The organism is uncultured Cohaesibacter sp., from assembly GCF_963556055.3.
Classification (GTDB): domain Bacteria; phylum Pseudomonadota; class Alphaproteobacteria; order Rhizobiales; family Cohaesibacteraceae; genus Cohaesibacter.
Map to the genome: position 1 here is coordinate 1 of NZ_CAUVYE020000025.1, position 25,503 is coordinate 25,503.

The 25,503-nt window shown below is 55.3% G+C and carries 16 protein-coding genes and 2 pseudogenes; 6 read left to right on the forward strand and 12 right to left on the reverse strand.

The genetic code is table 11. The features are described from left to right. Positions 1-104 precede the first annotated feature (104 nt). The 3 genes and pseudogenes from ACHZB8_RS17045 to ACHZB8_RS17055 form a co-directional block, all read right to left on the reverse strand. Positions 105-572, reverse strand: a complete 468-nt coding sequence (locus ACHZB8_RS17045; protein ID WP_316862107.1) for a hypothetical protein — start codon at positions 570-572, stop codon at positions 105-107. 57 nt (positions 573-629) lie between these two features. Next, positions 630-770: pseudogene (locus ACHZB8_RS17050) on the reverse strand (transglycosylase domain-containing protein); the annotation flags it as partial. Positions 771-807: 37 nt separating this feature from the next. Further along, positions 808-1,038, reverse strand: a pseudogene (locus ACHZB8_RS17055) (transglycosylase domain-containing protein); the annotation flags it as partial. Between the two features lie 69 nt (positions 1,039-1,107). Between ACHZB8_RS17055 and ACHZB8_RS17060 the strand changes: the two are divergent. Continuing rightward, positions 1,108-1,272 carry a hypothetical protein gene (locus ACHZB8_RS17060; RefSeq protein WP_316862111.1) on the forward strand — a complete coding sequence of 55 codons (165 nt, stop codon included), beginning with the start codon at positions 1,108-1,110 and terminating at the stop codon, positions 1,270-1,272. A 37-nt stretch (positions 1,273-1,309) separates the two neighbouring features. Here the strand turns inward: ACHZB8_RS17060 and ACHZB8_RS17065 are convergent, their stop codons facing one another. The 3 genes from ACHZB8_RS17065 to ACHZB8_RS17075 form a co-directional block, all read right to left on the reverse strand. Next, on the reverse strand, positions 1,310-2,494 hold the full coding sequence (locus tag ACHZB8_RS17065; RefSeq protein ID WP_316862081.1) for a hypothetical protein: 1,185 nt from the start codon (positions 2,492-2,494) through the stop codon (positions 1,310-1,312). Further along, positions 2,487-6,851 carry an MG2 domain-containing protein gene (locus tag ACHZB8_RS17070; protein WP_316862083.1) on the reverse strand — a complete coding sequence of 1,455 codons (4,365 nt, stop codon included), beginning with the start codon at positions 6,849-6,851 and terminating at the stop codon, positions 2,487-2,489. The genes ACHZB8_RS17065 and ACHZB8_RS17070 overlap by 8 nt, the downstream gene beginning before the upstream one ends. 264 nt (positions 6,852-7,115) lie before the next feature. Continuing rightward, on the reverse strand, positions 7,116-8,420 hold the full coding sequence (locus ACHZB8_RS17075; protein WP_316862085.1) for a UDP-glucose/GDP-mannose dehydrogenase family protein: 1,305 nt from the start codon (positions 8,418-8,420) through the stop codon (positions 7,116-7,118). Between the two features lie 530 nt (positions 8,421-8,950). Here ACHZB8_RS17075 and ACHZB8_RS17080 point away from each other — a divergent pair. Then, positions 8,951-10,720, forward strand: a complete 1,770-nt coding sequence (locus ACHZB8_RS17080) for a hypothetical protein (protein WP_316862087.1) — start codon at positions 8,951-8,953, stop codon at positions 10,718-10,720. Positions 10,721-10,882: 162 nt separating this feature from the next. On the opposite strand, the gene ACHZB8_RS17085 is transcribed toward ACHZB8_RS17080, so the two are convergent. Both ACHZB8_RS17085 and ACHZB8_RS17090 read right to left on the reverse strand, forming a co-directional pair. Continuing rightward, positions 10,883-11,443 carry a TetR/AcrR family transcriptional regulator gene (locus ACHZB8_RS17085; RefSeq protein ID WP_316862089.1) on the reverse strand — a complete coding sequence of 187 codons (561 nt, stop codon included), beginning with the start codon at positions 11,441-11,443 and terminating at the stop codon, positions 10,883-10,885. Positions 11,444-11,525: 82 nt separating this feature from the next. Beyond that, positions 11,526-11,906 (reverse strand): hypothetical protein, encoded by a 381-nt coding sequence (locus tag ACHZB8_RS17090; protein WP_316862090.1) that lies wholly within the window; start codon positions 11,904-11,906, stop codon positions 11,526-11,528. A 227-nt stretch (positions 11,907-12,133) separates the two neighbouring features. Between ACHZB8_RS17090 and ACHZB8_RS17095 the strand changes: the two genes are divergently transcribed. Then, positions 12,134-12,589, forward strand: a complete 456-nt coding sequence (locus ACHZB8_RS17095; RefSeq protein WP_316862091.1) for a thioesterase family protein — start codon at positions 12,134-12,136, stop codon at positions 12,587-12,589. 525 nt (positions 12,590-13,114) lie between these two features. Then, positions 13,115-16,564 (forward strand): pyruvate carboxylase, encoded by a 3,450-nt coding sequence (locus tag ACHZB8_RS17100; RefSeq protein WP_316862092.1) that lies wholly within the window; start codon positions 13,115-13,117, stop codon positions 16,562-16,564. Positions 16,565-16,694: 130 nt separating this feature from the next. Here the strand turns inward: ACHZB8_RS17100 and ACHZB8_RS17105 are convergent, their stop codons facing one another. Further along, positions 16,695-17,225, reverse strand: coding sequence for a cytochrome b/b6 domain-containing protein (locus ACHZB8_RS17105; RefSeq protein ID WP_316862093.1), 531 nt, complete (start codon positions 17,223-17,225; stop codon positions 16,695-16,697). A gap of 373 nt (positions 17,226-17,598) precedes the next feature. Here ACHZB8_RS17105 and ACHZB8_RS17110 point away from each other — a divergent pair, with 373 nt between their 5' ends. Then, complete coding sequence (locus ACHZB8_RS17110; RefSeq protein WP_316862094.1) at positions 17,599-18,621, forward strand: Gfo/Idh/MocA family oxidoreductase; 1,023 nt, start codon at positions 17,599-17,601, stop codon at positions 18,619-18,621. 127 nt (positions 18,622-18,748) lie between these two features. Here the strand turns inward: ACHZB8_RS17110 and pflA are convergent, their stop codons facing one another. Beyond that, positions 18,749-19,528: a pyruvate formate-lyase-activating protein gene (gene pflA, locus ACHZB8_RS17115; RefSeq protein WP_316862095.1), complete on the reverse strand. Its 780-nt coding sequence runs from the start codon at positions 19,526-19,528 to the stop codon at positions 18,749-18,751. A 268-nt stretch (positions 19,529-19,796) separates the two neighbouring features. Beyond that, positions 19,797-22,052, reverse strand: coding sequence for a formate C-acetyltransferase (gene pflB / locus ACHZB8_RS17120; RefSeq protein ID WP_316862096.1), 2,256 nt, complete (start codon positions 22,050-22,052; stop codon positions 19,797-19,799). 986 nt (positions 22,053-23,038) lie between these two features. Between pflB and ACHZB8_RS17125 the strand changes: the two genes are divergently transcribed. Next, on the forward strand, positions 23,039-24,205 hold the full coding sequence (locus ACHZB8_RS17125; protein ID WP_316862097.1) for an iron-containing alcohol dehydrogenase: 1,167 nt from the start codon (positions 23,039-23,041) through the stop codon (positions 24,203-24,205). Between the two features lie 76 nt (positions 24,206-24,281). Here ACHZB8_RS17125 and ACHZB8_RS17130 read toward each other — a convergent pair whose 3' ends face one another. After that, a complete protein-coding gene (locus tag ACHZB8_RS17130) occupies positions 24,282-25,112 on the reverse strand; it encodes a universal stress protein (protein WP_316862099.1) in 831 nt (276 codons plus the stop codon). Between the last annotated feature and the right edge of the window lie 391 nt (positions 25,113-25,503).

A 25,503-nucleotide genomic window follows, 5' to 3' on the forward strand; every position in this document is an offset into this window, starting at 1 on the left:
CCATGAGACGCCGAGGCCCCACCGCATCAAGAAGCGCCACCGCCGGCACGTTCAGCGAAAGCAGCAAGGCATCGTGAATGGTGACATCTCCCTGATATCCCATGTCAAAATTCTTTGGTCGGTAGCCACCGAAATTGACCGGCCTGTCCGAGATCAGGGTTTCTTCCCTGTATCAGCCCCTCTTCGAAGGCGAGGCCATAGATGAAGGGCTTGAGGGCAGACCCCGGTGAGCGCGAGGCGCGGCTCATGTCTATCCAGCCGGATCGCTCGACGCTGAGATAATCGGGGGACCCCACTTCGGCCAGAATGGTTCCGCTTTTTCCGTCGGCCAAAATGAGCGCGACAGACAGGCCCGGTTGCAGATTGGCCACCGCACTCCTGACCGCCTGCTCCATTTTCTGCTGAAGAGCCTTGTCCAGAGTGGTCTGGAGCAAATGTGCGTCCGGATTGCCACGCTTCAGTCTGTCCGCGAGATGGGGCGCCAATTGCGGCATGTCGTGTCGAATGGCTCCCAGCGGCTTGGAAGAGGCACGCAGCACCTCGCTCTCCTCCAGGGCTCCAGCGCTCGCCATGCGCCTCAGGACCGTGTTGCGAGCCCGGATTGCCCGGTCCCGATAAAGATCGGGCCGCCGAGCCTCGGGAGACTGGGGCAGGGCGACAAGCAGCGCCGCTTCCGAAAGGCTGAGTTCCTTTGGCTCCTTCGAAAAATAGGCAAGCGAGGCCGCACGAATCCCTTCGAGATTGCCTCCATAGGGGGGCGAGGGTGAGATAGGCGCTCAGAATGTCTTGCTTCGAGAGCCTTGTCTCAAGCTGGAGCGCTCTCAAAATCTGCCAGAATTTGGCTGAAAGGCTGCGCTTTTCACGCGGTTCGAGCAGCCGGGCCAATTGCATGCTGATCGTCGAGGCTCCGGACACGATCCGCCCGTTGCTAACGAGCTGCCAACTGGCCCGGAGCATCGCAAGGGGATCAAAGCCGCGATGTTGCCAGAAGCGCTTGTCCTCATAGGCCAGCAGGATCTTGATGAATTCGGGATCCACATCATCGGCATCCGCCTGGAGCCGCCACTGCCCTGAGGGCGTGGTATAGGCACGCAGCAGCGCCCCCTGATGATCGGTGACTTCGACCGACAGGTCCGAGAGCTTTTGCAGGGGAGGGGGATTGAAAGCATCAAACAGCGCAAAGCCACCCCAGCCGATCATCGGCAGGAGCAGCAGGACAAGCAGCCCAACAGCCATGCCGAGGGCTGGCCTCGGCATGGCTTTGATGATTGACTTCACCTTGGACTTCACCTGCATTCCTGTCTGTCAGCTATTGGCTGACGGTCATCCAGCCACTGGCTGTCCGTGCGGATTTGTCAGGACGATACATGTCCTCGATGACAGCCGCCGGATGCGTGAAGGTGCCGGGCGATACCGCCCGAACCGTGTAGGCGATCGTGAAATCCTTCTGTTCGCCACGCTGACGGTCAAAGGCTGCCAGAACGCGGTCACTGCGGAATTCCACGTGCGTCACGTTGGTCTTTTGCAGCCAGCTGAAGCTGTCCATCTCCGAATTCGAGATGAGATGGGGATTTTCAACCTCCAGACCGGCAGGCAACAGGTCGCTGATGATGAGCCGTGCCGGCACATCCTCTAGCTGGCTTGCCGAAACCACGACCACGAAGCGTTCATTCTGCTTGATCTCGGACATATTGACCACCGAGCCGTCAAGGCGATGATAGCTGCGAGAAATGGTAAAGCCATCGCCTCCCGCCGGAAGCGGTTCGATTGGCGTTGCCAGCGTGGTGACCGTTGCCTCCAGTTGCTTCTCGCCACCATTGATGACGGTCAGCGGTGTCGCATCCAGGCCTTCCCCGCTCACGCTCGTTGAAACGGGTCCGTCCGAAGCCTGACCATTCAGCATGATGCCGAGATCCTGCGTGTTGGCCAGTTGTGCCCTTGCGGCAAGCACCATCCAAGCCTGTTCCTGAGTGCTGAGGCGACGTTCCGGATCATAAAGGCTGCGCGCAAGGTCCTTGATGTCCGAAAGGCTGTCAAGGTTCGGGCTGATTTCGTGGGCAAGCGCCAGCATGCCTGCGACATCCCGCCTTATCGAAGAGAAGCTGTAGGTGCGCTCTTCGGGCATGACATTTCTATTTGCAATGTCATGAGCCAGCCCCAGTGCCGAATTGAAGGCCCGTTCTGCTCTCACCCGGTCCCCATATAGGGCAAGGGCTGCCCCCAGTTGCGCACGCGAGAGCGGGCTGCGGAAGGCGTCGAGCTTGGTTTCAACATAGTAGCGAAGATCCCCCGCAGACGCCATCCGGTTGCGAGCCAGCACATAGAGCGCATAGGCAACCGTCTCTGAATCCTTCTCAAGATCGCTCTGATAGGTGAGGCGGTTCTTGACGCTCGAAAGGGCCTGCTGCATGGCATTTTGCGGCACCTTGTAACCCACTTCCTTGGCTCGGGTCAGGAAGTCGGTGGCATAGGCCGTCAGCCATGGATCATCCATGGGATGATCCACCCCACAGGCTGAAGCCTCCCAGATCACTCTGATAGGAAAGCAGCGTGTCTATGGCTTTCTGTATCCGTTCCGTCATTTCCTTGCCCGAGAGGCTGGCAAGCTCCTTGGGCATGTGCAGAGCCAGATCTCCGGCATAGAGCAGAGGCAGCGCCCGGCTTGTCACCTGCTCGGCACAGCCGTAAGGGTAACGGTCGAGCTGCATCAGCAGGGACGTGACATCAAAGGTTCCTGTCTCTCCAACCGACAGCGAGACAGTGGCACCGCTTTTTTGCAGGCCCGAGAACCAGCTGCCATCGAGCACGAACTTCCCGCCTTTCGGTTCAAGCGGAATTCTGGCGACATGGGTGACCGGCAACATGCCTGAGCGAACCGGTACCTGAGCGTCATAAAGAACCCCGACCCCGTTATCCGAAGCAGACAGAAGCTTGACCGTCACATCACCCACACCCTTGGCTTTGGCATGAAGTGGCACCGATAGCGTGACCATCTTGTCATTTTCAAGCGAGATGACCTTTGGTGTCTGGCTGAGATCCAGTTCGATTGCATCATTGGTCAGAATATCGATCCTGTAGTCTCCTGCCGGAGCTTCCAGATTGGTCAACTCGACAAGGGCGCGAGATGCATCGCCCGGTGCGAGCACCTTGGGCAATCCCACATGAACGACAATCGGATCGCGAATGATCGCTTCCAGATCATTGCCACCAACGGCCTTTTTGGTCCAGGCGGTTGCCATCAGCCGACCGGTACCGTTGAATTGAGGAATGTCGAAGGCGACCTCCGCCTCGCCATTCTCGTTCAGCTTGACGATGCCCGAAACAAAGGCAACCAGTTCCTGGGTTGGCACCTCGCCAGATGAATCCATCTGCGGTCCTGCGCCGTCACCGCCGGTCCTCAGGCGTCCAAAGGCGCCAGACGAGCCATCAATGAGCCGTCCATAAAGATCCCGGATGTCGACGCCGAGACGACGTTGTCCGAAATAGCGCCCGACCGGATCTGGGCTTTTGTAGTGGGTGAGGGTCAGAATGCCTTCATCCACCAGCGCCACATTGACATAGGCTTCCTCTCCGGGTTTGACCCCTTCCACCTTGACCGGAACGACCATCTGCTCGTGCGGGCGAATGGTAGCCGGTTTGGTCATGGTAATGGTCAGCGCACGGTCTTCGGGCTCGATCCCGAGCCATTGCACCCCGATGGCCCGCATCGGATTGCGTGAAGCGCCCTTGTCGGACGGGCGATAGAGATTTGCAAGCAGATAAGCCCCTGCGCCCCAGTCTTCCTTGACCGGGATGTCAAGAGTGGCCCCATTTTCGGGCACATCCACTTCCATCGTTTGATGGATGCGATCCGTCCCGATGGCGAGCAGAAGCTTGCCGGCAAAGCGCGGCGAGATCTTGAGCTCTGCCACATCGCCCACCTTGTAGGATGCCTTGTCAAGGGCAAGCTCAAGACCGTCCGGGGTATCAACCGACCCACCGGCACTTACCCAGCCTGCGCGGAATTCAAAGCTGGTTGTTTCCCCCAGAGCCAGACGATAGCGGCCCCATTCGACAGGCAGGGACAGTTTTGCAGGGTCGTCCTTGCCAAGGTCGACATGGCCGTCAGCCACCTTGCTCTCCAGATCAACGGCCTCGAAATACCAGTTGTTACCGTCGCGATACCATTGATAATGGCGATCAATCTTGACGAGGGACCATTCCACATTGCTCTCGGTTGCCCGGCTCTCGTCAGGATTGACAGCGATCAGCTGGAAGTCTGCATTGCTGTTTTCGCTCACCTGTGTGCCATCAAACAACGGCTTGATCCCCAGCATCACATCGCTGGGCTCGATACGATAGTTCACACTTCTCGAAATCGCGCGTCCCGAGCCTTCCTGCATGCGGATGATCAGGTCTGCGGTTTTCGGGCGAGTGGATGCCATAAGCTCACCAAGGGTGAACTCGAAACGCCCCACGCCATTCTCGTCGAGCGGTGGCAGGGCATCGACATCGACACGTTCGACACCGTTGCTCTCGACCTCGTCAAGGCCAAACAGATAGCCCTCATAGCCCTTGCGGCTGCGGGTCTCGCGCACAAGCACATCTGCCGATATCTCAAGGCCAGCCGCAGGCGCACCATAGAGATAGCGCCCTTCGATCTTGCCGCTCGCCACATCCCCCAATGCGATGATATCGCTGTCCGGAGTCAGCGTCATGTCTGTGCGGTCGGGAATGAAATCCTCGACAAGGAATGTGAGGCTCGCAAGCGCCGGTTTTTCCGTGTCGGCAAAGATATTGGCGCGCCAGCTTCCCCTTTGGGCACTGCTCAGCAGAGGAAGATCGACGGCATAGCCCCCCATGGCCTTGCCAGATCCGACAAGTCGTTGAACTTCCACCCCGTCAGGGCGTTCGAATATGAAGGTCAGAGGCAGGTCTTCCACCGCCTTTGCGCCATCATCCCGTGCCAGCGCAGAGAGATGCACGACCTCGCCGGGGCGATAGACCCCGCGTTCGGTCCAGGCGTAGAGATCGATCCCTTCAGGGGACGCCCGACCCGTCACACCGCGGTCCGAAAGATCAAATCCGGCCCGTGTGAGATCCAGAAAGACGAAATCGTCCGCACCGTTACTCGCCGTCAGCACCGATGGCGCAAGGCCATCCTTGCCGCGCAACAAGCCTGCGTCAAAACTGATCATTCCGGTTTCGTCACTGATACCCGTACCCAGTATCTCGTTATTGCGGGATATCAGCTCGACCTTGATACCGGATAATGGCAGCGCAGTTTCGAGCGAGCGGGCAAAGACCTGCAATCCGCCAAGATCAGCCTCGTCCGAACGCGAAGGCGGAGCAGACGTGCTCGAGAAGGTTGTCAGGCCAATATCCGAAATGACGAACCACTGGCTTGCAAGCGACGGATAGTCATTCAGGTCAATCGTCTTTGCCGAAGCCGTCAAGAGATAGACACCGGGTTTTCTTTCCGGCAAGGCTTCATCAATCGGAATGGAGGTGACAACTTCCCGGTTTTTCTCGGACGCGATCGTCATTGCTCCTTTCCAGAAAGGAGCGCCCAGGTCAGATACCAGTTCCTCAACCTGCCAGCTCTCCATTTGCGAAAGAAAGTCCGTGCTGCGGATCAAATTCGCCAGAGAGCGGTCACCCACGCGATAGAGGGCGAGCTTGGCCTCATCGGCATTGACCGACACAAGCGGGATGCCGCGGCGGTTGTTCGCCGGCAAGACATAATTGTTGCCGGTAAAGCGCATGCCCGGTGCCCGGTCCCGAATGAACAGCTCAAGCTGCTGGTTGGTGAGCAGCGCTTCGCCATTTTCGGCTGGCAGACCCTCGCGCACGTCGATCTGATAGGTCTGGCCGTGAGCAAGACCTTCCATGCAGATTTGCTGATCGGAAATGTCGAGTGCTTTTGGCGGGGCCTGATCCACACGGATGAAGGAGGCAAAATCGCCATATCCCTTTTTCAGCTTTTCGGAGAATTGCAGGCAAATGCGCGGAGATTGCAGATCTGCGTCGATGCTGTGATTGACCATCCTGAAACCGTGGCTTTCCAAAAGACGGCGATAGTCTTCCCGGTCAGCAGGGTTTTCTCTCAAATCCAGCGCCAGTTTGAAACTGTCGATCGCTTCCCGATAGCGCGAGCTCAACTCGAGGCTTTGCGCCAGCTGGGAGAGGGCGGCAGCCCGTTCGGTGCGGTAACGGGAGGTGCTATGGGCATTGATCGCAGCGCTGATCGCTATTAAGCGCGCACCCCTTGCCGTCTTTGAATCCTCGGTCGTCTTGGCGAGTTTGAGGGAGGCTTCGGAATAGGAGCGCCAAGCTTCGCTGTCGTCGGGGTGAATGCGCAGTGCCGAACGCAAGAAGTTGATGGAGGTGTTGAGATCATTGAAATCAAGGGCGCTCAATCCGCGCCCTTTCAGCTCTTCATAGCCAAGACTTGCATTGGGGTCCGTGCCCTTGTTCAATCCTTTGCCAAGGGCGTCCGCCGTGCGGTAAAGATAGGCGTCGATGTCAAGCTTGTCTGCCTTGCCAAGATCCGGCTCGGAAGCATGGACATCCATCACGCGCCCCGAGATGGCACCCTTGAAGGGAGTGGCCTGGGCAAAATCCGATTTCAGGAAGCAGAAACGCGCCTTCTCGTTATAGGTGAAGGCCTTGCACTGGTTGTCTTTGAGACAAGCCGACTGGCAATTCTCAAAGGAAACCTTTTTCAGCATCTTGTAGTCGAAACCGTAGAAGTCGGTGTCCTTGGAAAGAAGGAGCTTCTTGGAAAATGAGACATCGAGCGCCCAGCTCGATGAGACAAGGCTCATGGAGACAAGCGCAAGGGTTGCCAGTGCAGACAAGAGTCGGGCCATTTCAACCTCCCGTTATGAATTGGCTGTCTGCTGTCCCTTTCTTTAAAATGAGGGCTGGCAGGTCAATATGAACGACAATCAAACAAACATAATCACGCATTATGCCCCAGCTTTGCGGCAATTGTGAGAGCTAAACTGTATTAAGGCTTTTTTTCGAAAAAAGATGTCAGCGAAAAGAAACGCCCGGCCTTTTTGCCGGGCCGGGCTTGCGTGATCTTGAACCCCTCGCGGGAAAACCGCAAGAAAAAAAGGGAAGGCCCGGTCCTATGCCCGTCCGATGCAATGATAGGCGAAGCCAGCCTGTTCCACGTCGTCGCGCCGATAGATGTTGCGCATGTCAACAAGCACGGGGCTGTTCAGCTCCTCTTTCATCCGACCGAGATCAAGGGCGCGGAACGTGTCCCATTCGGTGACGATGACCAGCGCATCCGCTCCTCTGGCCGCTTCATAGGCATTTGAGAAATAGGAGACATCGTGAAGGATCTTTCTGGCCTCTTCGGTGCCTTCGGGATCGAAGGCGTTGATGATCGCTCCGCCATCCTGTAGGGCCTGAATGATCGAAATGGACGGCGCATCGCGCATGTCATCCGTATTGGGCTTGAAGGTGAGGCCAAGAATGGCGACTTTCTTGCCACGCACATCGCCTCCACATGCCGAAATCACACGCCGGGCCATGGCCCGTTTGCGATTGTCATTGATCGCAATGGTCGTCTCGATCAGCCGTACCGGATGTTCGTAATCCTGTGCTGTTTTGGCAAGGGCGAGGGTGTCCTTGGGAAAGCAGGAACCGCCATAGCCGGGTCCGGCATTGAGAAATTTGGGACCAATGCGCTTGTCAAGTCCGATGCCGCGGGCGACATCCTGCACATTGGCGCCAACTGCCTCACAAAGATCGGCCATTTCGTTGATGAAGGTGATCTTCATGGCAAGGAAGCCGTTGGCTGCATATTTGATCAGTTCTGAAGTGCGACGATTGACGAACAGGAGAGGGGACTGGTTGAGGAAAAGCGGCCGGTAGACCTCTTCCATCACCGCCTGTGCCCGACGGTCTTCAACCCCGACAACAATCCGGTCCGGGCGCTTGAAATCTTCGATCGCAGCGCCTTCGCGCAGGAATTCCGGGTTCGAAACGACCGAGAAATCCGCATCCGGGTTGGTATCCCGGATGATGCGCTCCACTTCATCCCCGGTTCCGACGGGCACGGTCGATTTGGTAACAACCACAGTGTAGCCCTGCATCGCCGTTGCAATGCTTTTTGAGGCTGCATAGACATAGGACAGATCCGCATGCCCGTCGCCACGACGAGATGGCGTCCCCACTGCGATAAAGACCACATCGGTATCGCGCACAGCCTGTTCGACATCGGTCGTGAAGGAGAGCGTGCCAGAGGCCGAATTGCGTTTGACGATCTGTTCCAGTCCGGGTTCATAGATCGGGATGCGGCCGGAATTGAGCGCATCAATCTTGCTCTGATCAAGATCGGCGCAAATCACGCTATGTCCGAATTCCGTAAAGCAGGCGCCGCTGACAAGCCCGACATAACCTGAACCGATGACCGAAATCTTCATGAGTTTCGTCCCTGTTTTTTCGTGTTTCTTCAAATGGCGCTTGATCTCGGGCTTTGTCCAAAGGACCGACGGGACAAACACATCCGGGGATCAGGCTTCGAGGATCTGCATATTCATCAGGTAACCGTATATGCAGCGGGTTTATAATAAAGCGTCAGACAATTCTATGAAAAATGCATGGCTGAACCTTTTGACGGGTAGGAAAGATCAAAGAGCTTTCCTAACGCTCAAATGTGACGAGCAAAAGTCACTTTGTCGGAAAAAGTCGACCGGTGGACCGAATCTCCCGGTAAGCGCGGGGTGAGAGGCAGGGAAGGGAAAGAACAGACAGCAAGGCGACCGCAACGCGATATGTACGAGTACAGAATTCTTGAGAATTCAGGGCTGTTTCCTCAGCCAATTGACCAAATTGTGAAGAAATGTTTCACGATTGGCCATGCAACTTTGCGTGCAAAATGCTATGGCTTCGAGGGATGGGTGATTCAAGAGGCCTGTAGGTTGTCGGGGCCATCTCAAAAAGGGGTATGATGATGTCTTTCATATGGGGTTTGATGGGCCGGAGCCTGAATATGCGCCTTGCGCTTGCCTGCGTCGCTGTCTGTCTGTCGGCGTCGTGGGGGCAGGCGCAGACTTATGAAGTGAAAACCGCAGTTTCTGAAATCGGAATTGATGGCACGCTCGAAATGGCGCTTCCTCAAGGCACGATGGTTTCAATCGGTGATGCCGTGATTCTGGACGACCCCGCAAGCGCAAAGCCGGTGGATCAGGATGCAAATGCAAAATGGACCGTCACGGAAGTCTACGGTCAGGTCATTCAGGCGCAATGGACCACAGGCAAGCCGCCATTCATGCCAAAGGTTGGAAGCGCTGCCCTGATCACGACCTATGCCAATCAGCCCGCCGCAGTCGATGCGACTGAAAAGACGGACGATGTGGCATCAACACCGCCAGCTGCCAGCGTCGAACCTCAGACGGCAGGCATGCAAGAGCTGCGCAAAGGTGAAGACCTCGTCGATCACAAAGATGAGAGTTCAGCCAGCGAGAGTGTCGCAAATGCGGATGTAACGCCGAATGATGAGCAGAAAGCGGAACCCGCAGTAGTCGACGCCCAACAAGAGCCCCAGGCTCAAGAACAGACACAAGCCCAGACCGAGACACAAGCCCAGACTGAGACACAGGCCCAGACTGAGACACCGGCCCAGACCTCAGCCGGGCAATCCGATACAGCGCAGACCTCTGAAGACCCTGCCGCGTCCGTGCCGGAAGTCGCATCCCAGAAGCCGGAGCAAACCGCCACCGCACCGGAGGACATACCCGATCCGGACAGCAAAACCGCTACCAGTGACGAGGCTCCGGCCAGCGCTCTTGCCGCAAACTTGGAACCCGAACTGAGAACAAAGGAGCCAGCCGAGGCGAGCGAGGTGATTGCAACCGATGCCTTGCGCCCATCCCTCAATGCGGATAATGCAGCTGACGACAAACCGGCCTCTGGTGAGACAACGGTGCCTGAAACCGTTGTGCAGACTCAGGAAGCGGCGTCCGCTACGGTGCCTGAAGCGGCCACGGCTGCACCTTTTGACGAGTGTGACCAGCTGGCAGCCCATCCCTTCGATCCCGATGCCATCGCCGATGGTGTTCCATACACCGCAATGGACGCGAACAAGGTGATCGAAGCATGCCAGAAGGCAATTGCCGCTTATCCCCAAGAAGCCCGTTTCTACAGCCAGCTTACCCGTGGTTATCACAAGGCGGGCAAGAAACAGCTCGCTTTTGCCACGACAAAAAGAGGTGCCGAATTGGGCAGCGCCCATTCCATGGCCTATCTTGGGGTGATGTACAAGAATGGCGAGTCCGTGGAAAAGGACCTCAAAAAGGCCCTCGAATGGTTCGACAAGGCAAGCGACAAGGGAAATCCCGGTGCCATGATGTTTGCCGCCTCGATGTATCGCGATGGCATGGGCACGGAGCGCAACTACAAGCGCGCGGCTGAAATCTATCAGAAGGCCGTGGACATGAATATTGCCGAAGCTGCGTCCGAACTGAGCATTTTCTATGACCGCGGACATGGTGTTGAGAAAGACCCCGCCATGGCCGCATCGCTCCTGCTGAAGGCATTCAAGGCGGATGACAAATATGCGCAGAGACTGTTCTTCGAAGCACCTGAAGTGATCTCTCACGAGGCCCGTCAGGAGGTTCAAAAAGCGATCAGGGAAAAAGGCTTCTACAAAGGTGGCATCGATGGCGACTTTGGGTCAGGGACACGTAATGCGCTGATCCTGTTCAAGAGAAGCAAGTCATAGACAGGCAAGGCCATGCCCCAGACGCTCTTGCAAAGCATGGCAAGGGGCGGGATTCCGAGCCTTTAAAATGACCCGCAAAACACAAAAAAGCCGAGGGGGATGATCCGCTTCGGCTTTTTTACTTGTCTTTTCGCCGCGAGAGCGCCTGTGCGAAGAGACGCATCACATCTCTTTTCCAAGAGACAGACCAATGAGGCGAGGCAGAATGCCTGCAAAATGCTTCTGCTTTGCCTCCGGGATGTTTGGCCAGAGCAATATGGCTCCCAGAAACGAGGTATAGTCCAGCTCTGCCAGTTCCCTTGCATTGACAGGCAAGGAATGGGCGATGAGTTGATAGGCTTGTTCGAGATAGTCGAGCCTGCGCCTGTCCATGTCCGATACTATTTGCGCAATATCGGTTTCTTTCTCCGCCAGCTTCCTGATTTCCACTTCCAGTCTGAGATCCAGCAGGCTGGCCAGATCATTGATGGTCTCAAGCTGCCTCATGCCGGGCTCGGCCTTGTTCAGATGATCAAACAGCTCCAGATTATAACGATCCCGCCAATAGTCGGCCAGGCCCGAGAGAAAGGCGGAGTGATCTTCGAAATGATGGTAGAACGACCCTCGCGTTTTATCCGCCTTGGCGCAGACCTTCTCGACGGTCAAACCGGCCGGACCGTCTGACTTGAGCAGGTCAAGCCCAAGCAGAAGCCAATCTTCCTTGCTGAAACGGCTCTTTGCCATTGATCTTCCTGAACTGGCGGATCCCCGCTTGAGAATCGCGTGTGCTATTTCGGAATTTTGTGCCGCAAGGCAGGGACATCTGTCAAACGAATAGGCTCGCACTTCCCGGCAGAGCGATTCCGACAAACAGAATCCATTGTGGCAGTTCCTTGAAGGGCAGGCGGGCCGTTAAAACAAAAGCGATGTTCCAGGCCGCAATAAGTCCGGCCAGCAAACTGGCTGCTCCGACCAGCTCGCGCCAGTTTGAATGAAAGAAAGGGACAGCAAAGGCGCATGTCATGACAATGAGTACCAGAGTTGCAAAATGCCAGCAGAAGTAGAGCGTGTTTTTCATTTCGCGTTCCAGGCCGGATTGCATCAGCGGTTTCGCAATTCCCCGGCCGCCCAGAATGACGTGCAGGCAGGTTGTGGCCGCTGACATCAGCAAGGCAACGGACAAGAGCGTGATTTGTAAGTTGGACATGGGATACCTCATAAAAATAACATACGGTATGGTATGTAACTTTGGCGCGGAATTGTCAACTTTGGTTTTGAGAGTTGTTGCTGGAAATGAACAACCATGGCGATGATGTGCCCAACTCTGCGGCTTGGCACATTTGCTCTTGACCATTGGCGGAAAATGGGAAGAACATGTCCCTCTTCCTTAGGTGATATGCCAAGACAACAGAATAGAGAAGGAGATGGTCGGAGATGCGCAAGGCCCCGGACCACCGAAGAGATTATGTCGAGTTTATGGAGCTGCAAACCCGTTGGTCGGACAACGATGTTTTCGGCCATATCAATAACATGGTCTATTATTCCCTGTTTGATACCGCGATCAGCAGTTGGCTTGTCAATAACGGTATTCTCAACTTGCACAAGGACCGGCAAGTCTCTGTTATCGCACAAAATGGCTGCACCTATTTTTCAGAGGTTGCCTTTCCCGACAAGCTGACGGCGGGGCTGCGCATTTGCCATATTGGTCATTCTTCCGTGCGCTACGAGTTGGGCCTGTTTCGCAACGAAGAGGAGAATGCCTCAGCTGAAGGCCACTTTGTTCATGTTTATCTCAATGCCCTAACGCGGAAACCGGAAGTGATTGGCGAACCCTTGCGAGTCGTGCTGTCCCGCTTGCTTCGTCCGGAAGCGGTTGGAATGGAAGAATAAAACTTAACAACAACGACTTTCGTTTAATAACGGGATTGCGAGAAAATTCTGTTGTCTAGTGCTCTGCATTCTGCATAAATATTTCTCAAATAGAAAACATGTCAGGTGCTTTGGGTTTTTCTTCGTTTTTGGAAACAAGAGGCTTGAAAGATCATGGGGGGCTTGCTAGATCGTGATTGTAAACAGTATCGTTTAAATATATCAGTGGTTTGAGAGATTTAGTTTTTGTATCGGACTTCATATCCCTTCTGGGCCTGGCCAATGGGGCAAACCGATTGGGGTCTGTCCGACCGCCTGACACCTCGGGGCAAGCATTCTGCATAGGTCAAATAGCCTGCGTCAGGTCATGCAGCCTTTCAAACCAGCGCAAGAACCAACGGGCAAGTGAATGGAGCTTGCTTCTCTTTCTTGCATCTGCCTGACTGGACACGGAATCCAGCGGCTCACCAATGTCTTTACACGCTCTCTTGTCAGTTTCGAACAAAGTCGATCTGGCAGGAAGCAACTACCGGGAATGGACTAGTTATGGCTGACTTCAAGAAAATCCTGATTGCCAACCGTGGCGAGATCGCAATTCGCGTCATGCGCGCCGCCAACGAGCTGGGCAAACGAACCGTGGCCATCTACGCCGAGGAAGACAAGCTCAGCTTGCACCGCTTCAAGGCGGACGAAGCCTATCGGGTCGGTGAGGGCATGGGCCCGGTTGCGGCCTACTTGTCCATTTCGGAAATCATCCGTGTGGCCAAGGAAAGCGGTGCCGACGCCATTCATCCCGGCTATGGCCTGCTGTCTGAAAATCCGAATTTTGTCGACGCCTGTGTCGAGGCGGGGATCACTTTCATCGGTCCGAAAGCCAAGACCATGCGCCAGTTGGGTGACAAGGCCTCGGCCCGTAAAGTGGCCATTGAAGCGGGTGTTCCGGTCATTCCGGCGACCGAAGTTCTGGGCGACGACATGGTTCAGATTGCCCGCGAAGCAGAAGAGATCGGCTATCCCTTGATGCTCAAGGCAAGCTGGGGCGGCGGAGGTCGCGGCATGCGCCCGATCAATGGCCCTGATGAGCTGCAAGAGAAAATTCTCGAAGGCCGCCGTGAAGCCGAGAATGCCTTTGGCAACGGCGAGGGGTATCTTGAAAAGATGATCACCCGCGCCCGCCATGTCGAGGTTCAGATACTGGGTGATAGCCATGGCGGCATGTATCACCTTTACGAACGTGACTGCTCGGTCCAGCGCCGCAACCAGAAGGTCGTCGAGCGCGCTCCGGCTCCGTATCTCACCGAAGAGCAGCGCACGGAAATTTGTGAGCTGGGTTACAAGATCTGCAAGCACGTCAATTATGAATGTGCCGGCACGGTTGAATTCCTGATGGATATGGAAAGCGGTGCTTTCTACTTCATCGAGGTCAATCCGCGCGTTCAGGTCGAGCATACGGTGACCGAGGAAGTGACCGGCATCGATATCGTGCAGGCCCAGATCAAGATCGCAGAAGGCAAGACCATCGCCGAAGCCACCGGGGTTTCGAGCCAGGAGGGTGTTCAGCTGCATGGTCATGCGCTTCAATGTCGCGTTACCACGGAAGATCCGCAGAACAACTTCATTCCCGACTATGGTCGCCTCAATGCCTATCGCTCTGCGACGGGCATGGGTATCCGTCTTGATGGCGGTACCGCCTATACCGGCGGTGTCATCACCCGCTATTATGACAGCCTGCTGACCAAGGTAACCGCATGGGCTCCGACCCCGGAACAGGCCATCGCCCGCATGGACCGCGCCCTGCGCGAATTCCGTGTGCGTGGAGTGTCAACCAACATCGCCTTTGTCGAGAATCTGCTCAAGCATCCGACCTTCCTGAACAACACCTATACGACCAAATTCATCGACACCACGCCTGAGCTTTTCACCTTCAAGAAGCGCCGCGACCGTGGCACCAAGGTGTTGACCTATATTGCCGACATCACGGTCAATGGTCATCCGGAGGTCAAGGATCGGCCCAGACCTGCCGATGGCCTGCGCCCACCCGTCGTGCCTTTGCGCAAGTCCGAAGAGATGGTGTCCGGCAGCAGGAACCTGCTTGAGGCCAAGGGGCCGCAGGCCGTTGCCGACTGGATGGCCGGGCAGAAACAGTTGCTTGTGACCGACACCACCATGCGGGATGGACATCAGTCGCTGCTCGCCACTCGCATGCGCTCGCTGGACATGATCAAGGTGGCTCCGAGCTATGCCGCCAATCTGCCGCAGCTCTTCTCGGTGGAAGCATGGGGTGGGGCGACTTTCGATGTGGCTTATCGTTTCTTGCAGGAATGCCCATGGCAGCGTCTGCGCGATCTGCGTGCCACCATGCCGAACATCATGATTCAGATGCTGCTGCGCGGCTCCAACGGCGTTGGTTACACCAACTATCCTGACAATGTGGTGCAAAGCTTCGTCAAACAGGCCGCAACCACCGGTGTCGATCTGTTCCGTGTGTTCGACAGTCTCAACTGGGTTGAGAATATGCGGGTCGCGATGGATGCCGTTCTGGAGAACAACAAGGTCTGCGAAGGCACGATCTGCTACACCGGCGATCTGTTCGATCCGAACCGGGCCAAGTATGACCTGAAATATTATGTTCGGATGGGCAAGGAATTGCGTGATGCCGGGGCTCACATTCTGGGGCTGAAGGACATGGCCGGCCTTTTGAAACCGGCACAGGCCCGTACCCTCGTCAAGGCTCTGAAGGAAGAGGTCGGCCTGCCGATCCATCTGCACACCCACGATACCTCCGGCCTCTCCGGGGCAACGATTATCGCCGCTGCCGAGGCCGGCGTTGACGCGGTGGATGCTGCGATGGATGCCTTCTCTGGCTCCACTTCCCAGCCATGTCTTGGTTCGATCGTCGAGGCTCTGCGTCACACCGAGCGTGACACCGGGCTCGACATCGAAGCGGTGCGCGAGATTTCCGAATATTGGGAAGCAGTGCGCGGCCAGTATCGGGCCTTCGAGAGCGGCACAACGTCTCCGGCGTCCGAAGTCTACCTGCACGAGATGCCGGGCGGTCAGTTCACAAACCTCAAGGCTCAGGCACGCAGCCTCGGCCTTGAAGAGCGCTGGCACGAAGTCGCCCAGACCTATGCCGATGTCAACCTGATGTTCGGCGATATCGTCAAGGTGACCCCGTCTTCGAAAGTGGTTGGCGATATGGCGCTGATGATGGTCAGTCAGGGCCTGACCCGCAAACAGGTGGAAGATCCCACCGTTGATCTGTCCTTCCCCGATTCCGTCATCGACATGATGCGCGGCAATCTTGGGCAGCCGGAAGGTGGTTTCCCCGCCCACATCATCGACAAGGTGCTCAAGGGTGAAAAGCCCAATACCGAACGTCCCGGCAAACATCTGCCAGCGGTCGACCTTGAGGATGTGCGCAACACGCTTTCCAAGGAGCTGGAAGGCTTCACCGTGGATGATGAAGACCTCAACGGTTACCTGATGTATCCGAAGGTGTTCCTCGACTATATGGGCCGCCACCGTCTTTATGGTCCGGTGCGCACCCTGCCAACGAAAACCTTCTTCTATGGCATGACACAAGGCGAGGAAATCTCTGCCGAGATCTCTCCGGGCAAGACCTTGGAAATCCGGCTTCAGGCTGTTGGTGAAACCAACGATGAGGGCGACGTGAAAGTCTTCTTCGAGTTGAATGGTCAGCCCCGTTCGGTCACGGTGCCGAACCGTCTGGTCAAGTCCACCACGGCCCAACGCCCGAAAGCCGAGCCGAACAATCCCAACCATATTGGCGCTCCGATGCCAGGCGTTGTGGCGACCATCGGTGTCAAGGCTGGCCAGCAAGTGCGCGAAGGCGATCTGCTGCTGACTATCGAAGCGATGAAAATGGAAACCGGCATTCACGCCGAGCGCGATGCGGTGATCAAGGACGTCCATGTCTCTCCGGGTGGCAAGATCGACGCCAAGGATCTGCTGATCGAATTCGAAGACGCATAGGATTCACCCGCAGACGAGACAAAGACCGGTCTGGTATTTGTCTCGAGCTGTCACTGCTTATTGAAATGAAAAAGGCCGCTTCTGAAAAATTTCGCAAGCGGCCTTTTCTATTATCGGCTTTTCCCGGTGCTCATGCCTTACGCATGGAAATACGTTTGAAGATATGATCCTTCTGAACGAACTGATGGTAAAGGGCTGCCACGACATGAAGTGCAATGGCTGCGATCAGGAGACTTGCGGTCAAGGCATGTACCAGCATAGGCGGAACACGGCTGGCTGCTTGATAACCTTCAAAATCGCCTGCACTCACATAGGTGCCGAGACCATAGACACTCATTGCGATCATGCCGCTGGCGACCATGATAATGGGCAGAAGATAAAGGATGGCGTGAACGAGCTTGGCAATCTTTGCCTGCCATGTTGGCCAGGATGGATCGTCATTCGGGCGGGCATGAACAAAGAAAAAGACGAGACGAAGCAGAAAAACGACACCGGTCGCCAGTCCTCCATAATAATGAATGGAAAGGACGGTCATTTTCTCGGTACCCGTCATATCTTCCATGAGTTTTCCTACGACAATTAGGCCGATCACCATTAGAGCGCCAATCCAATGGAGCAGAACCGCTGTCGATGAGTATTTTACAGGGGAAGAGGAGGGCATGTTTGTCTCCTAGAGGCTTCAATTGTTTCAATAAAATGGTTTTTCAATTGGAGCGAGGTGGTTGGTCGAAACGCATTGCTTGAAATATCTGGTCGCCTTGCAATGTGGGTATGGTCCAGTCATTCCAGAATAGACAAGAATAACAGTAGTGGTATTCCTTACATTGGACTGTGTCAAAGTGTGGGGCAGATCAGTCGAATTTTCTCTTTTGCACATCAAAAATTGCAATCCGCGTTTGAGAAAACAGAGACTCTGCTCTGTCAAATGATGACTTGCCAAAGTGTCATGATTGTTTCATCGTTGCCTTTCAATAAAAAGACTGTGCGAACGTTGCCTGACCGGACCATTCAGGGTGTCGCATCAAGGAGGGACCATGAAACTGGCAATTATCGGGCTTGGAATGGCAGCAAGAGCGCACGTTTCCGCATTGGAAGCGCTGCATGACAGGGTTGACCTCACAGGCCTTTATATGCGCAGCGAACGCCGCCGGATATCAGCCGCCGAGGCCATGCAGGTCAGGGCTTTTTCCAGCATTGAGGAAATTTCCGCAGACAAGGATACCGAGGCTGTTCTGGTCCTGACCCCACCGGATGCACGTCTTGAGATCATTTCGACACTCGCAGCAGCGGGCAAACATATCCTTCTGGAAAAACCGCTGGAGCGTACTCTTGCCGCCGCAATCAAGGTTGTCGAAACAGCCGAGCAGGCGGGCGTGATGCTGGGAATGGTATTGCAACATCGGGTGCGTCCGGGCGCTGTTCGGCTTGCCGAAATCATCAGGAGCGGGCAACTGGGTGATATCGCGATGGTCCGGGTCGAGGTCCCATGGTGGCGGCCTCAGGATTATTATGACCAACCCGGACGGGGAACATTTGAGCAGGATGGTGGCGGTGTGCTGATCACTCAGGCCATTCATGTGCTCGATCTCATGATTTCCCTGTGCGGTCCCGTCAAATCGGTTCAGGCCATGCTTGCCACAACTCGCCTCCACGCCATGGAAGCGGAAGATTTCGCGTCCGCCGGTCTCGTCTTTGAAAATGGCGCCGTGGGCAATGTCTGCACGACAACCGCCGCCTTTCCCGGTTCCGCCGAAGTGATTCATATCGATGGTACGCTTGGCACAGCGGTTCTGGAAGGGGGCAGCCTCAGCCTTCACTGGCGTGATGGCAATAGTGAAAGCTTCGAGGAAAAGGGCAGCTCTGGAGGCGGGGCCGATCCCATGGCGTTCCCCTATGACTGGCATATGGGCATCATCGAGAATTTTGCGCAGGCCGTTGCGGGCAAGGCGGATCTCATCGCTCCGGGTCGCGATGCCCTCAAGGTGCATCGATTGATTGCAGCCCTTGCCAAATCAAGCGCGGATGACGGGCGGCGTGTGGAGCTTGCCAGCCTTTGACATAAAGGCATGGATCCGGGGAGGGAAGACGCCCATAATTCTGCCCACAAAAAAAGGCGAGATGGCGGAAGTGTCCCGCTGCCTCGCCCCTTGTCTTGATCCAGACAGCGTCAGAAAAGCGCCCGGATCAGGTTGTCTGAATGCCGCGGGAGCGGAAAATATCGCGGGCCGCTTCTGCCTCCTGAGGTGTCGGCGTGCGTAGGTCGCGCAATTTATACTCCATGCCGAGCTTGTCCCACTTGTCCATTCCCATCTGATGGAAGGGCAGCAGCTCGACCATTTCGACGACATCGCCAAGACTTGCGACATAGTCGGCCATCTTCTCGATGTCCGCCTTGTCATCGGACCAGTCCGGCACCAGCACATAGCGGATGCGCATGTCTTTCTTGAGCCGAACCATGCGCTCTGCGAAATCGAGCGTTGGTTGCAGATCCTGATAGGTCAGTTCCTTGTATTTGACCGGGTCGATATGCTTGATGTCGAGCATGATCAGATCGAAGGCATCGAACCAGCTGTCATCGACATTGGTGTGCAGAAAGCCCTGGGTATCGAGCGCGATGTGGAGCCCGTATTGTTCCTTGATCGCGCGGGCCGCTTCTCCGACAAATTCGGCCTGCATCAGCGGCTCACCACCGGAAAAGGTCACCCCACCGGCGAATTTCAGGAAACCCGAATAGCCTTTCAATTCTTTCAAGACCATGTCCACATCGATATAGGTGCCGTTATGCAGCTTCCAGGTATCGGGATTGTGGCAATAGAGGCAGCGGAACAGGCAACCGGCCATGAAAAAGACAAACCGCATGCCCGGCCCGTCGACCGCTGCACCAGACTCCATCGAATGAAGATAGCCATGTGTCGACGTGTTATGAACATCTTGCAAATGGGTTTCATGGATGCTGACGGTCAATGCGTATCTCCTCTGTCGCAGCCGGACTCTCTTTGCTGCCTTGCGGTCTTCTACTTATAGCAGCTTTGAAAAAACTTGTATCGCATCAAATGGGCAAGGCACAATTTCGTCTCTGGCCCCGCCCGTCACCTGACTGCCGCCGGGGTAGGTCATGCGTGTCCCGGAGACATCAGAACCTGATCCTGCCAACAGAATGCCAAGGCAAAAAGAGAGCCGAAAAGCAAAGCGCTTCCCGGCTCATCCATTTTATTCAGACAGACCCAGTGGCTTACATGCAGCCATGGAACGTGCGGCTCAGAACGTCGAGCTGTTGTTCACGGGTCAGTTTGACGAAGTTTACGGCATACCCGGAAACGCGGACGGTCAGCTGAGGATATTTCTCAGGATGCTCCATTGCGTCTTCCAGCGTTTCACGCCGTAGCATGTTGACGTTCACATGGAAGCCGCCAGCGTCACAGAAACCGTCAAGGCAGTTTGCCAGGTTGCGGATCTGTTCGTTGTCATTGTGGCCCATGGAGGTCGGGGTGGCAGAAGCGGTCCAGCTGATGCCGTCCTGTGCATAGTCATAGGGCAGTTTGGCAACCGAAGCACCCGCAGCAACAAAACCTTTCTTGTCGCGGCCATTCATTGGGTTTGCACCCGGAGCGAAAGGCTCGCCAGCGCGACGACCGCAAGGGGTGTTGCCGGTTTTCTTGCCATAGACCACGTTGGAGGTGATGGTCAGGATGGACTGGGTTGGCATTGCATCGCGATAGAAGTAAGGCTGGCCAGCAACTTTCTTCATGAAGGCTTCGGTGAGGTAGCTGGCGATTTCGTCAACACGGTCATCATTGTTGCCGAATGCCGGATATTCGCCCTCGATCTTGTAATCGACTGCCAGACCTTCATCGTTACGGATGACGTGCACTTTGGCATATTTCATGGCTGACAGGGAGTCGGCTGCGATGGACAGACCGGCGATGCCGCAAGCCATGGTGCGCAGGATGTCACGGTCATGCAGCGCCATTTCGATGCGTTCGTAAGCATATTTATCGTGCATGTAGTGAATGGCATTCAGAGCCTTGACATAGGTCTTGGCCAGCCATTCCATGGCGACATCGTATTTTGCCATGACTTCTTCATAGTCGAGAACGTCACCGGTGATCGGTTCCAGACCATCAGCAATTTTCTTGCCGGACTTTTCGTCAACGCCGCCGTTGATTGCATAAAGCAGAGCTTTTGCAAGGTTGGCACGAGCGCCGAAGAACTGCATCTGTTTGCCGATCGCCATGGCGGAGACGCAGCAGGCAATGCCATAGTCGTCGCCCCATTTCGGACGCATCAGATCATCATTTTCATACTGAATAGCAGAGGTGTCTTTGGAAACCTTGGCGCAGAAGTCCTTGAAGCCGCGCGGCAGTTTGGAAGACCACAGAACCGTGAGGTTTGGCTCTGGTGCAGGACCCAGATTGTAAAGGGTGTTCAGAATACGGAACGAGCTTTTGGTAACCAGCGGGCGACCGTCAAGGCCAACACCACCGATGGATTCGGTAACCCAGGTCGGATCGCCAGAGAACAGTTCATCATATTCAGGCGTGCGCAGGAAGCGGACGATACGAAGCTTGATGACCATGTCGTCGATCATTTCCTGAGCCTGTTCTTCGGTCAGGATGCCTGCATCGATGTCACGTTTGATGAAGATGTCGAGGAAGGTCGAGGTACGACCGAAGGACATCGCTGCGCCATTCTGCTCTTTGACAGCAGCCAGATATGACAGGTAGGTGAACTGAATGGCTTCGCGAGCGTTGGAAGCAGGCAGGGACATGTCAACGCCATATTTCAGGCCCATTTCCTTCAGTTCTTCCAGAGCGCGATACTGTTCGGACAGCTCTTCGCGAAGACGGATGGTGTCCATGTCGAACACGGCATCGTCAAGCTCGGCTTTTTCGGCCAGTTTCTGTTCTTTCAGGAAGTCGATGCCATAAAGAGCGGTACGGCGATAGTCGCCGATGATGCGGCCACGGCCATATGCATCGGGCAGACCGGTGATGACGCCAGATTTGCGGCAAGCCAGGATTTCCGGGCTGTAGATATCGAAAACACCCGAGTTGTGGTCTTTGCGATATTTTGTCCAGATTTCGTGAACGCTTGCATCGGGTTTGAAACCGAATGCTTCCATGCCGCCTTCAACCATGCGCAGGCCGCCATTTGGCATGATCGCGCGTTTGAGAGGAGCGTCCGTCTGAAGACCGACGATCAGCTCGATGTCCTTGTTGATGTAACCGGCATCGTGAGCGGTAATGGAGGAAGGAATGGTAGACACGTCAAGGACGCCTGCTTCGCGTTCTTTCTTAAGCAGGACACCGAGTTCTTCCCAGACCTGTTTGGTACGGTCGGTTGCGTCAGCGAGGAAGCTGTCATCGCCTTCATAAGGCGTGTAGTTTTCCTGAATGAACCCGCGCACGTCGATTTTGCTGCGCCAATCGCCTTCCGAGAAGCCCTGCCAAGGGTCGGCGACAACGGGTTTATCACTCATGTAGTTCATAATCAGTATCCTCACTGTTAAACGAGTAAATTTGAGTTCCGTTTAGTGAATGGCAGCAATACCGCCATTTCGACATAGCTCGACCGTTTCCAGCTGCCTCAGCAACCCGATTAAAACAGTGTACGAGCCGGGATATTTTCAAGGACTGGGCAATTCCATAGATCCAGTCAAATTACTAAGTCATTCCCTCCTTGACTTTCGAGATCAGTATATATCAAAGCCCCACCTCGACGCAAATCGAATGGTTTCAAAAACGATTCAAAAAACCAAGTAAAAACAATAGCATAATAGCTGGAATGATCGACTTGCATTAAATGCATAGCTAGAGAGGCGTCAAAATTGGAATAATATGAACAAGAGATGCATTGATTCCGGAAAAATAATGCGTAAATACACGTATATTCGTTAAAGTTTTGCACCGCACTGCAACATTTTGCGACGCAAGAAGTTGATTAATTAGTAGTAAGTATTTTTCGGTTGGCGCTTTTGACGCATGTTTTTGAGCCATGCATTCAATGCATGTCTACTAGGAAAAATTAGGCAAGGATTGAAAAATGCAGGCAGCTCAAAGACTTCTCCGGTTGGAAGATGCAAGGCCCGAATTCCGTCGGTCGAAATCGGTGATTTGGAGCCAGTGCGATTCGTCCATTCAGCGCGGTTTTTATGCGGCCTGATGCAAGTTGCGGTGCCGTTGCTGGTGCACGGCTTGGCTTGAACAAAGCTTTTGAGTCGAAGAGAGCACAAAAAGGAGTGCCTCTTTCCACCATTGGATATACATATATAAAAAGAGAGTGCCTTGCCGGTTGAAGGTCCATGCTGACGAGCGTGTCGGGTGAGACACAGACTGGCAACCGTGTTGCCAGCTCAAGACACACAAGGATTGGGATGGAACCTCTTTCTCAAGGCCCAAGCCCATCTGACCAAAACTGACATGTCGGCAAATCGTCAGCTCATCTGGTGTCTGGCGATCCGGGGAGAAAACGAGTATGCGAAGCCAACTCACACCATTCCAGTTCATGACAGCAACCGCCATTCATTTCGGCCGTGGAGAAGCGACGCGTCATCTTGATGAGATTGCAGCTTTGGGCTCGAGACTGCTGATCGTTCATGGCCGCGACGAGGGGCGGGCGAGATGGCTTCTGGAGGCGCTCGAAACGAGGGGTATATATAAAGAGACATATGCTATCCCGACAGAGCCGGATATCGTCATGATTGGCAAGGGTGTCACGAAAGCCCGGCAAGCGGGAATCGATGCCGTCATCGCAATTGGTGGCGGGGCGGTCATCGATGCGGGCAAGGCGCTCTCCGCGCTTGTCGCTGCACGTGGCGAGGCGCTGGATTATCTCGAGATTGTCGGCAAGGGTCTGCCGCTTGATCAGGACCCCTTGCCCTTTGCGGCGTTGCCCACGACGGCAGGGACCGGCGCGGAAGTCACCAAAAACGCTGTTCTGACCGTGCCACAGGCGAGACGGAAGGTGTCCTTGCGCGATCCGCGCATGCTGCCCCGCCTTGCCATTGTGGATCCGGCGCTTACCGATCACTTGCCCAAGGCGATCACGCTTGCAAGTGGCCTTGATGCCATCACGCAAGTCATTGAGCCATATCTGTCTTGCAAGTCCAATCCCCTGACTGATGCTCTCTGCCGCTCGGCGATACCACAAGGGTTGACGGCCCTTGTGTCCTTGATGGAAGGGGAAAGCGAAGCGGCGCGGGACGCTCTGGCCTATACGAGCCTTTGTGGAGGACTGGCGCTTGCCAATGCCGGACTTGGTGCAGTCCACGGATTTGCCGGCGTGATTGGTGGCGAAACCGGAGCCGCCCATGGCGCATTGTGCGGTGCGCTTCTGCCCCATGTGTTGAAGGCCAACGAGCAGGCCCTCTGCCAAAATCAACCTTCGGGGGCACTGTTGCAAAGATTTTCCGAGGTCAGAAGCTGGATCGCTGAGGCGCTAGGAGTGTCTCAAAAACAGTCTCTTGACCATCTTGCCAATTGGGCCCGAGGGAATGGATTGCCAACCCTTTCAGAGCTTGGCCTGCCTTCCGACATGATTTCAGAGGTTGTCGAGGCCTCAAAGAGGTCTTCATCGATGAAAGGCAACCCGGTTATCCTTTCCCATGAGGCGCTGAAATCTATTCTTGAAGCTGCCAGTTAGGGTCGGGAAACCGGATTGCCCTGGCGTCTTGCCTGTCAAGGAGGTTTTGGCAAGACGGCCGGTGTGGCGCGACTGTTCAATGAGACATGAAGACGGGCACATGAACGCTTTTCAGCATTTCTGTGGTTACCCCGCCGAAAATGTCCTGACTGAATTTTGAATGCTCGAAGGCTCCCATGACGACGAGGCTCGCGCTGGCCTCTTCTGCCACCTGAACAATCACTTCCGCGACGGATTTGCCGATGCCGCGATCATGAACATGCGTTGCATCGATACCGTGCCGGGCCAGCAATTGCATGATGCCACCATCGGGATGCTGATCGACCGTGTGGGCTGGACCAACCGTCAGCAGGGTCACCATCCCGCAATTTTCAAGCATCGGCATGGCGTCTCCGACCGTCCGGGCGACGGTCCGTCTGCCATCCCATGCGATCAGGGCCCTCCTTGGTGGGCAATCGGAGCGATAGCCGTCTGGCACGACGATCACCGGCCGCCCGCTTTGCAGCGCGATCCGGTCGGGGTAGGCGGCCAGGAATTCATAAAGCTCATCATCGGGGTGATTGCCCGTCACGACCAGATCATACGAGCGGGCGATTTCTGAAATGCTGGTCAGCATGTGCGGTTCGACATCAATGAAAGAGGTCTTGTTCTTGATGCCCTTCTCGTTCATCACATCTTCAAACCGCTCGATGATATAGGCGATGCGTTTCTGCTCGGCTTCCTTGACCGCGCGATGGATGTCATCCGAGACGATGGATTTGATCCGCCGTTCCATTTTCGAATATCCATTGCGGATGATGCCTGTGAGCCAGGCATCATGGTGTTTGGCGAGTTTGACGGCATAATCAAGACCGCTTCCTTCATCTTGCTCGCCGCAATAGGCATACAGGATGCTCTTGATAGTCATGGTGTCTACTCCTCCAGACCCAGCCAGAAGCGGCTCTGACCTGTCAAGCGACACCCAATGGCGAAAACAGCGACGAAGCCAATCCTGGCCTTTTGAAAGGGAGCAAGCGGACGAACATGAGGAAACGCGACAAGGCACAATCAACGTGACTGGTTGACCGGCAATTCGACGAGCAGGCCCAACGCGAGCCCGAGAACAAACCGGGCAGGCTTGTCACTCCCGCATCAGAAGTCTGGAGCACTATTTGCAGATGCAGATAGGCCATGACGTGATCGGGTTTGGCTCGAACGACCGAGTTTCCGCGATGCCAATCCAGCAATGAACCCTTGTGTCCATATTAGGCAATAGGGAGGTGCTCAACAATATGGAACATAGTTATAAATAACAGGGA

Excerpts from the sequence above, each read along its gene's own strand:
- ACHZB8_RS17045 (WP_316862107.1), bottom strand. The coding sequence starts at position 572 with ATGGCGAGCGCTGGAGCCCTGGAGGAGAGCGAGGTGCTGCGTGCCTCT.
- ACHZB8_RS17060 (WP_316862111.1), top strand. The coding sequence starts at position 1,108 with ATGATCGGTGACTTCGACCGACAGGTCCGAGAGCTTTTGCAGGGGAGG.
- ACHZB8_RS17065 (WP_316862081.1), bottom strand. The coding sequence starts at position 2,494 with ATGGATGATCCATGGCTGACGGCCTATGCCACCGACTTCCTGACCCGA.
- ACHZB8_RS17070 (WP_316862083.1), bottom strand. The coding sequence starts at position 6,851 with ATGGCCCGACTCTTGTCTGCACTGGCAACCCTTGCGCTTGTCTCCATG.
- ACHZB8_RS17075 (WP_316862085.1), bottom strand. The coding sequence starts at position 8,420 with ATGAAGATTTCGGTCATCGGTTCAGGTTATGTCGGGCTTGTCAGCGGC.
- ACHZB8_RS17080 (WP_316862087.1), top strand. The coding sequence starts at position 8,951 with ATGTCTTTCATATGGGGTTTGATGGGCCGGAGCCTGAATATGCGCCTT.
- ACHZB8_RS17085 (WP_316862089.1), bottom strand. The coding sequence starts at position 11,443 with ATGGCAAAGAGCCGTTTCAGCAAGGAAGATTGGCTTCTGCTTGGGCTT.
- ACHZB8_RS17090 (WP_316862090.1), bottom strand. The coding sequence starts at position 11,906 with ATGTCCAACTTACAAATCACGCTCTTGTCCGTTGCCTTGCTGATGTCA.
- ACHZB8_RS17095 (WP_316862091.1), top strand. The coding sequence starts at position 12,134 with ATGCGCAAGGCCCCGGACCACCGAAGAGATTATGTCGAGTTTATGGAG.
- ACHZB8_RS17100 (WP_316862092.1), top strand. The coding sequence starts at position 13,115 with ATGGCTGACTTCAAGAAAATCCTGATTGCCAACCGTGGCGAGATCGCA.
- ACHZB8_RS17105 (WP_316862093.1), bottom strand. The coding sequence starts at position 17,225 with ATGCCCTCCTCTTCCCCTGTAAAATACTCATCGACAGCGGTTCTGCTC.
- ACHZB8_RS17110 (WP_316862094.1), top strand. The coding sequence starts at position 17,599 with ATGAAACTGGCAATTATCGGGCTTGGAATGGCAGCAAGAGCGCACGTT.
- pflB (WP_316862096.1), bottom strand. The coding sequence starts at position 22,052 with ATGAACTACATGAGTGATAAACCCGTTGTCGCCGACCCTTGGCAGGGC.
- ACHZB8_RS17125 (WP_316862097.1), top strand. The coding sequence starts at position 23,039 with ATGCGAAGCCAACTCACACCATTCCAGTTCATGACAGCAACCGCCATT.
- ACHZB8_RS17130 (WP_316862099.1), bottom strand. The coding sequence starts at position 25,112 with ATGACTATCAAGAGCATCCTGTATGCCTATTGCGGCGAGCAAGATGAA.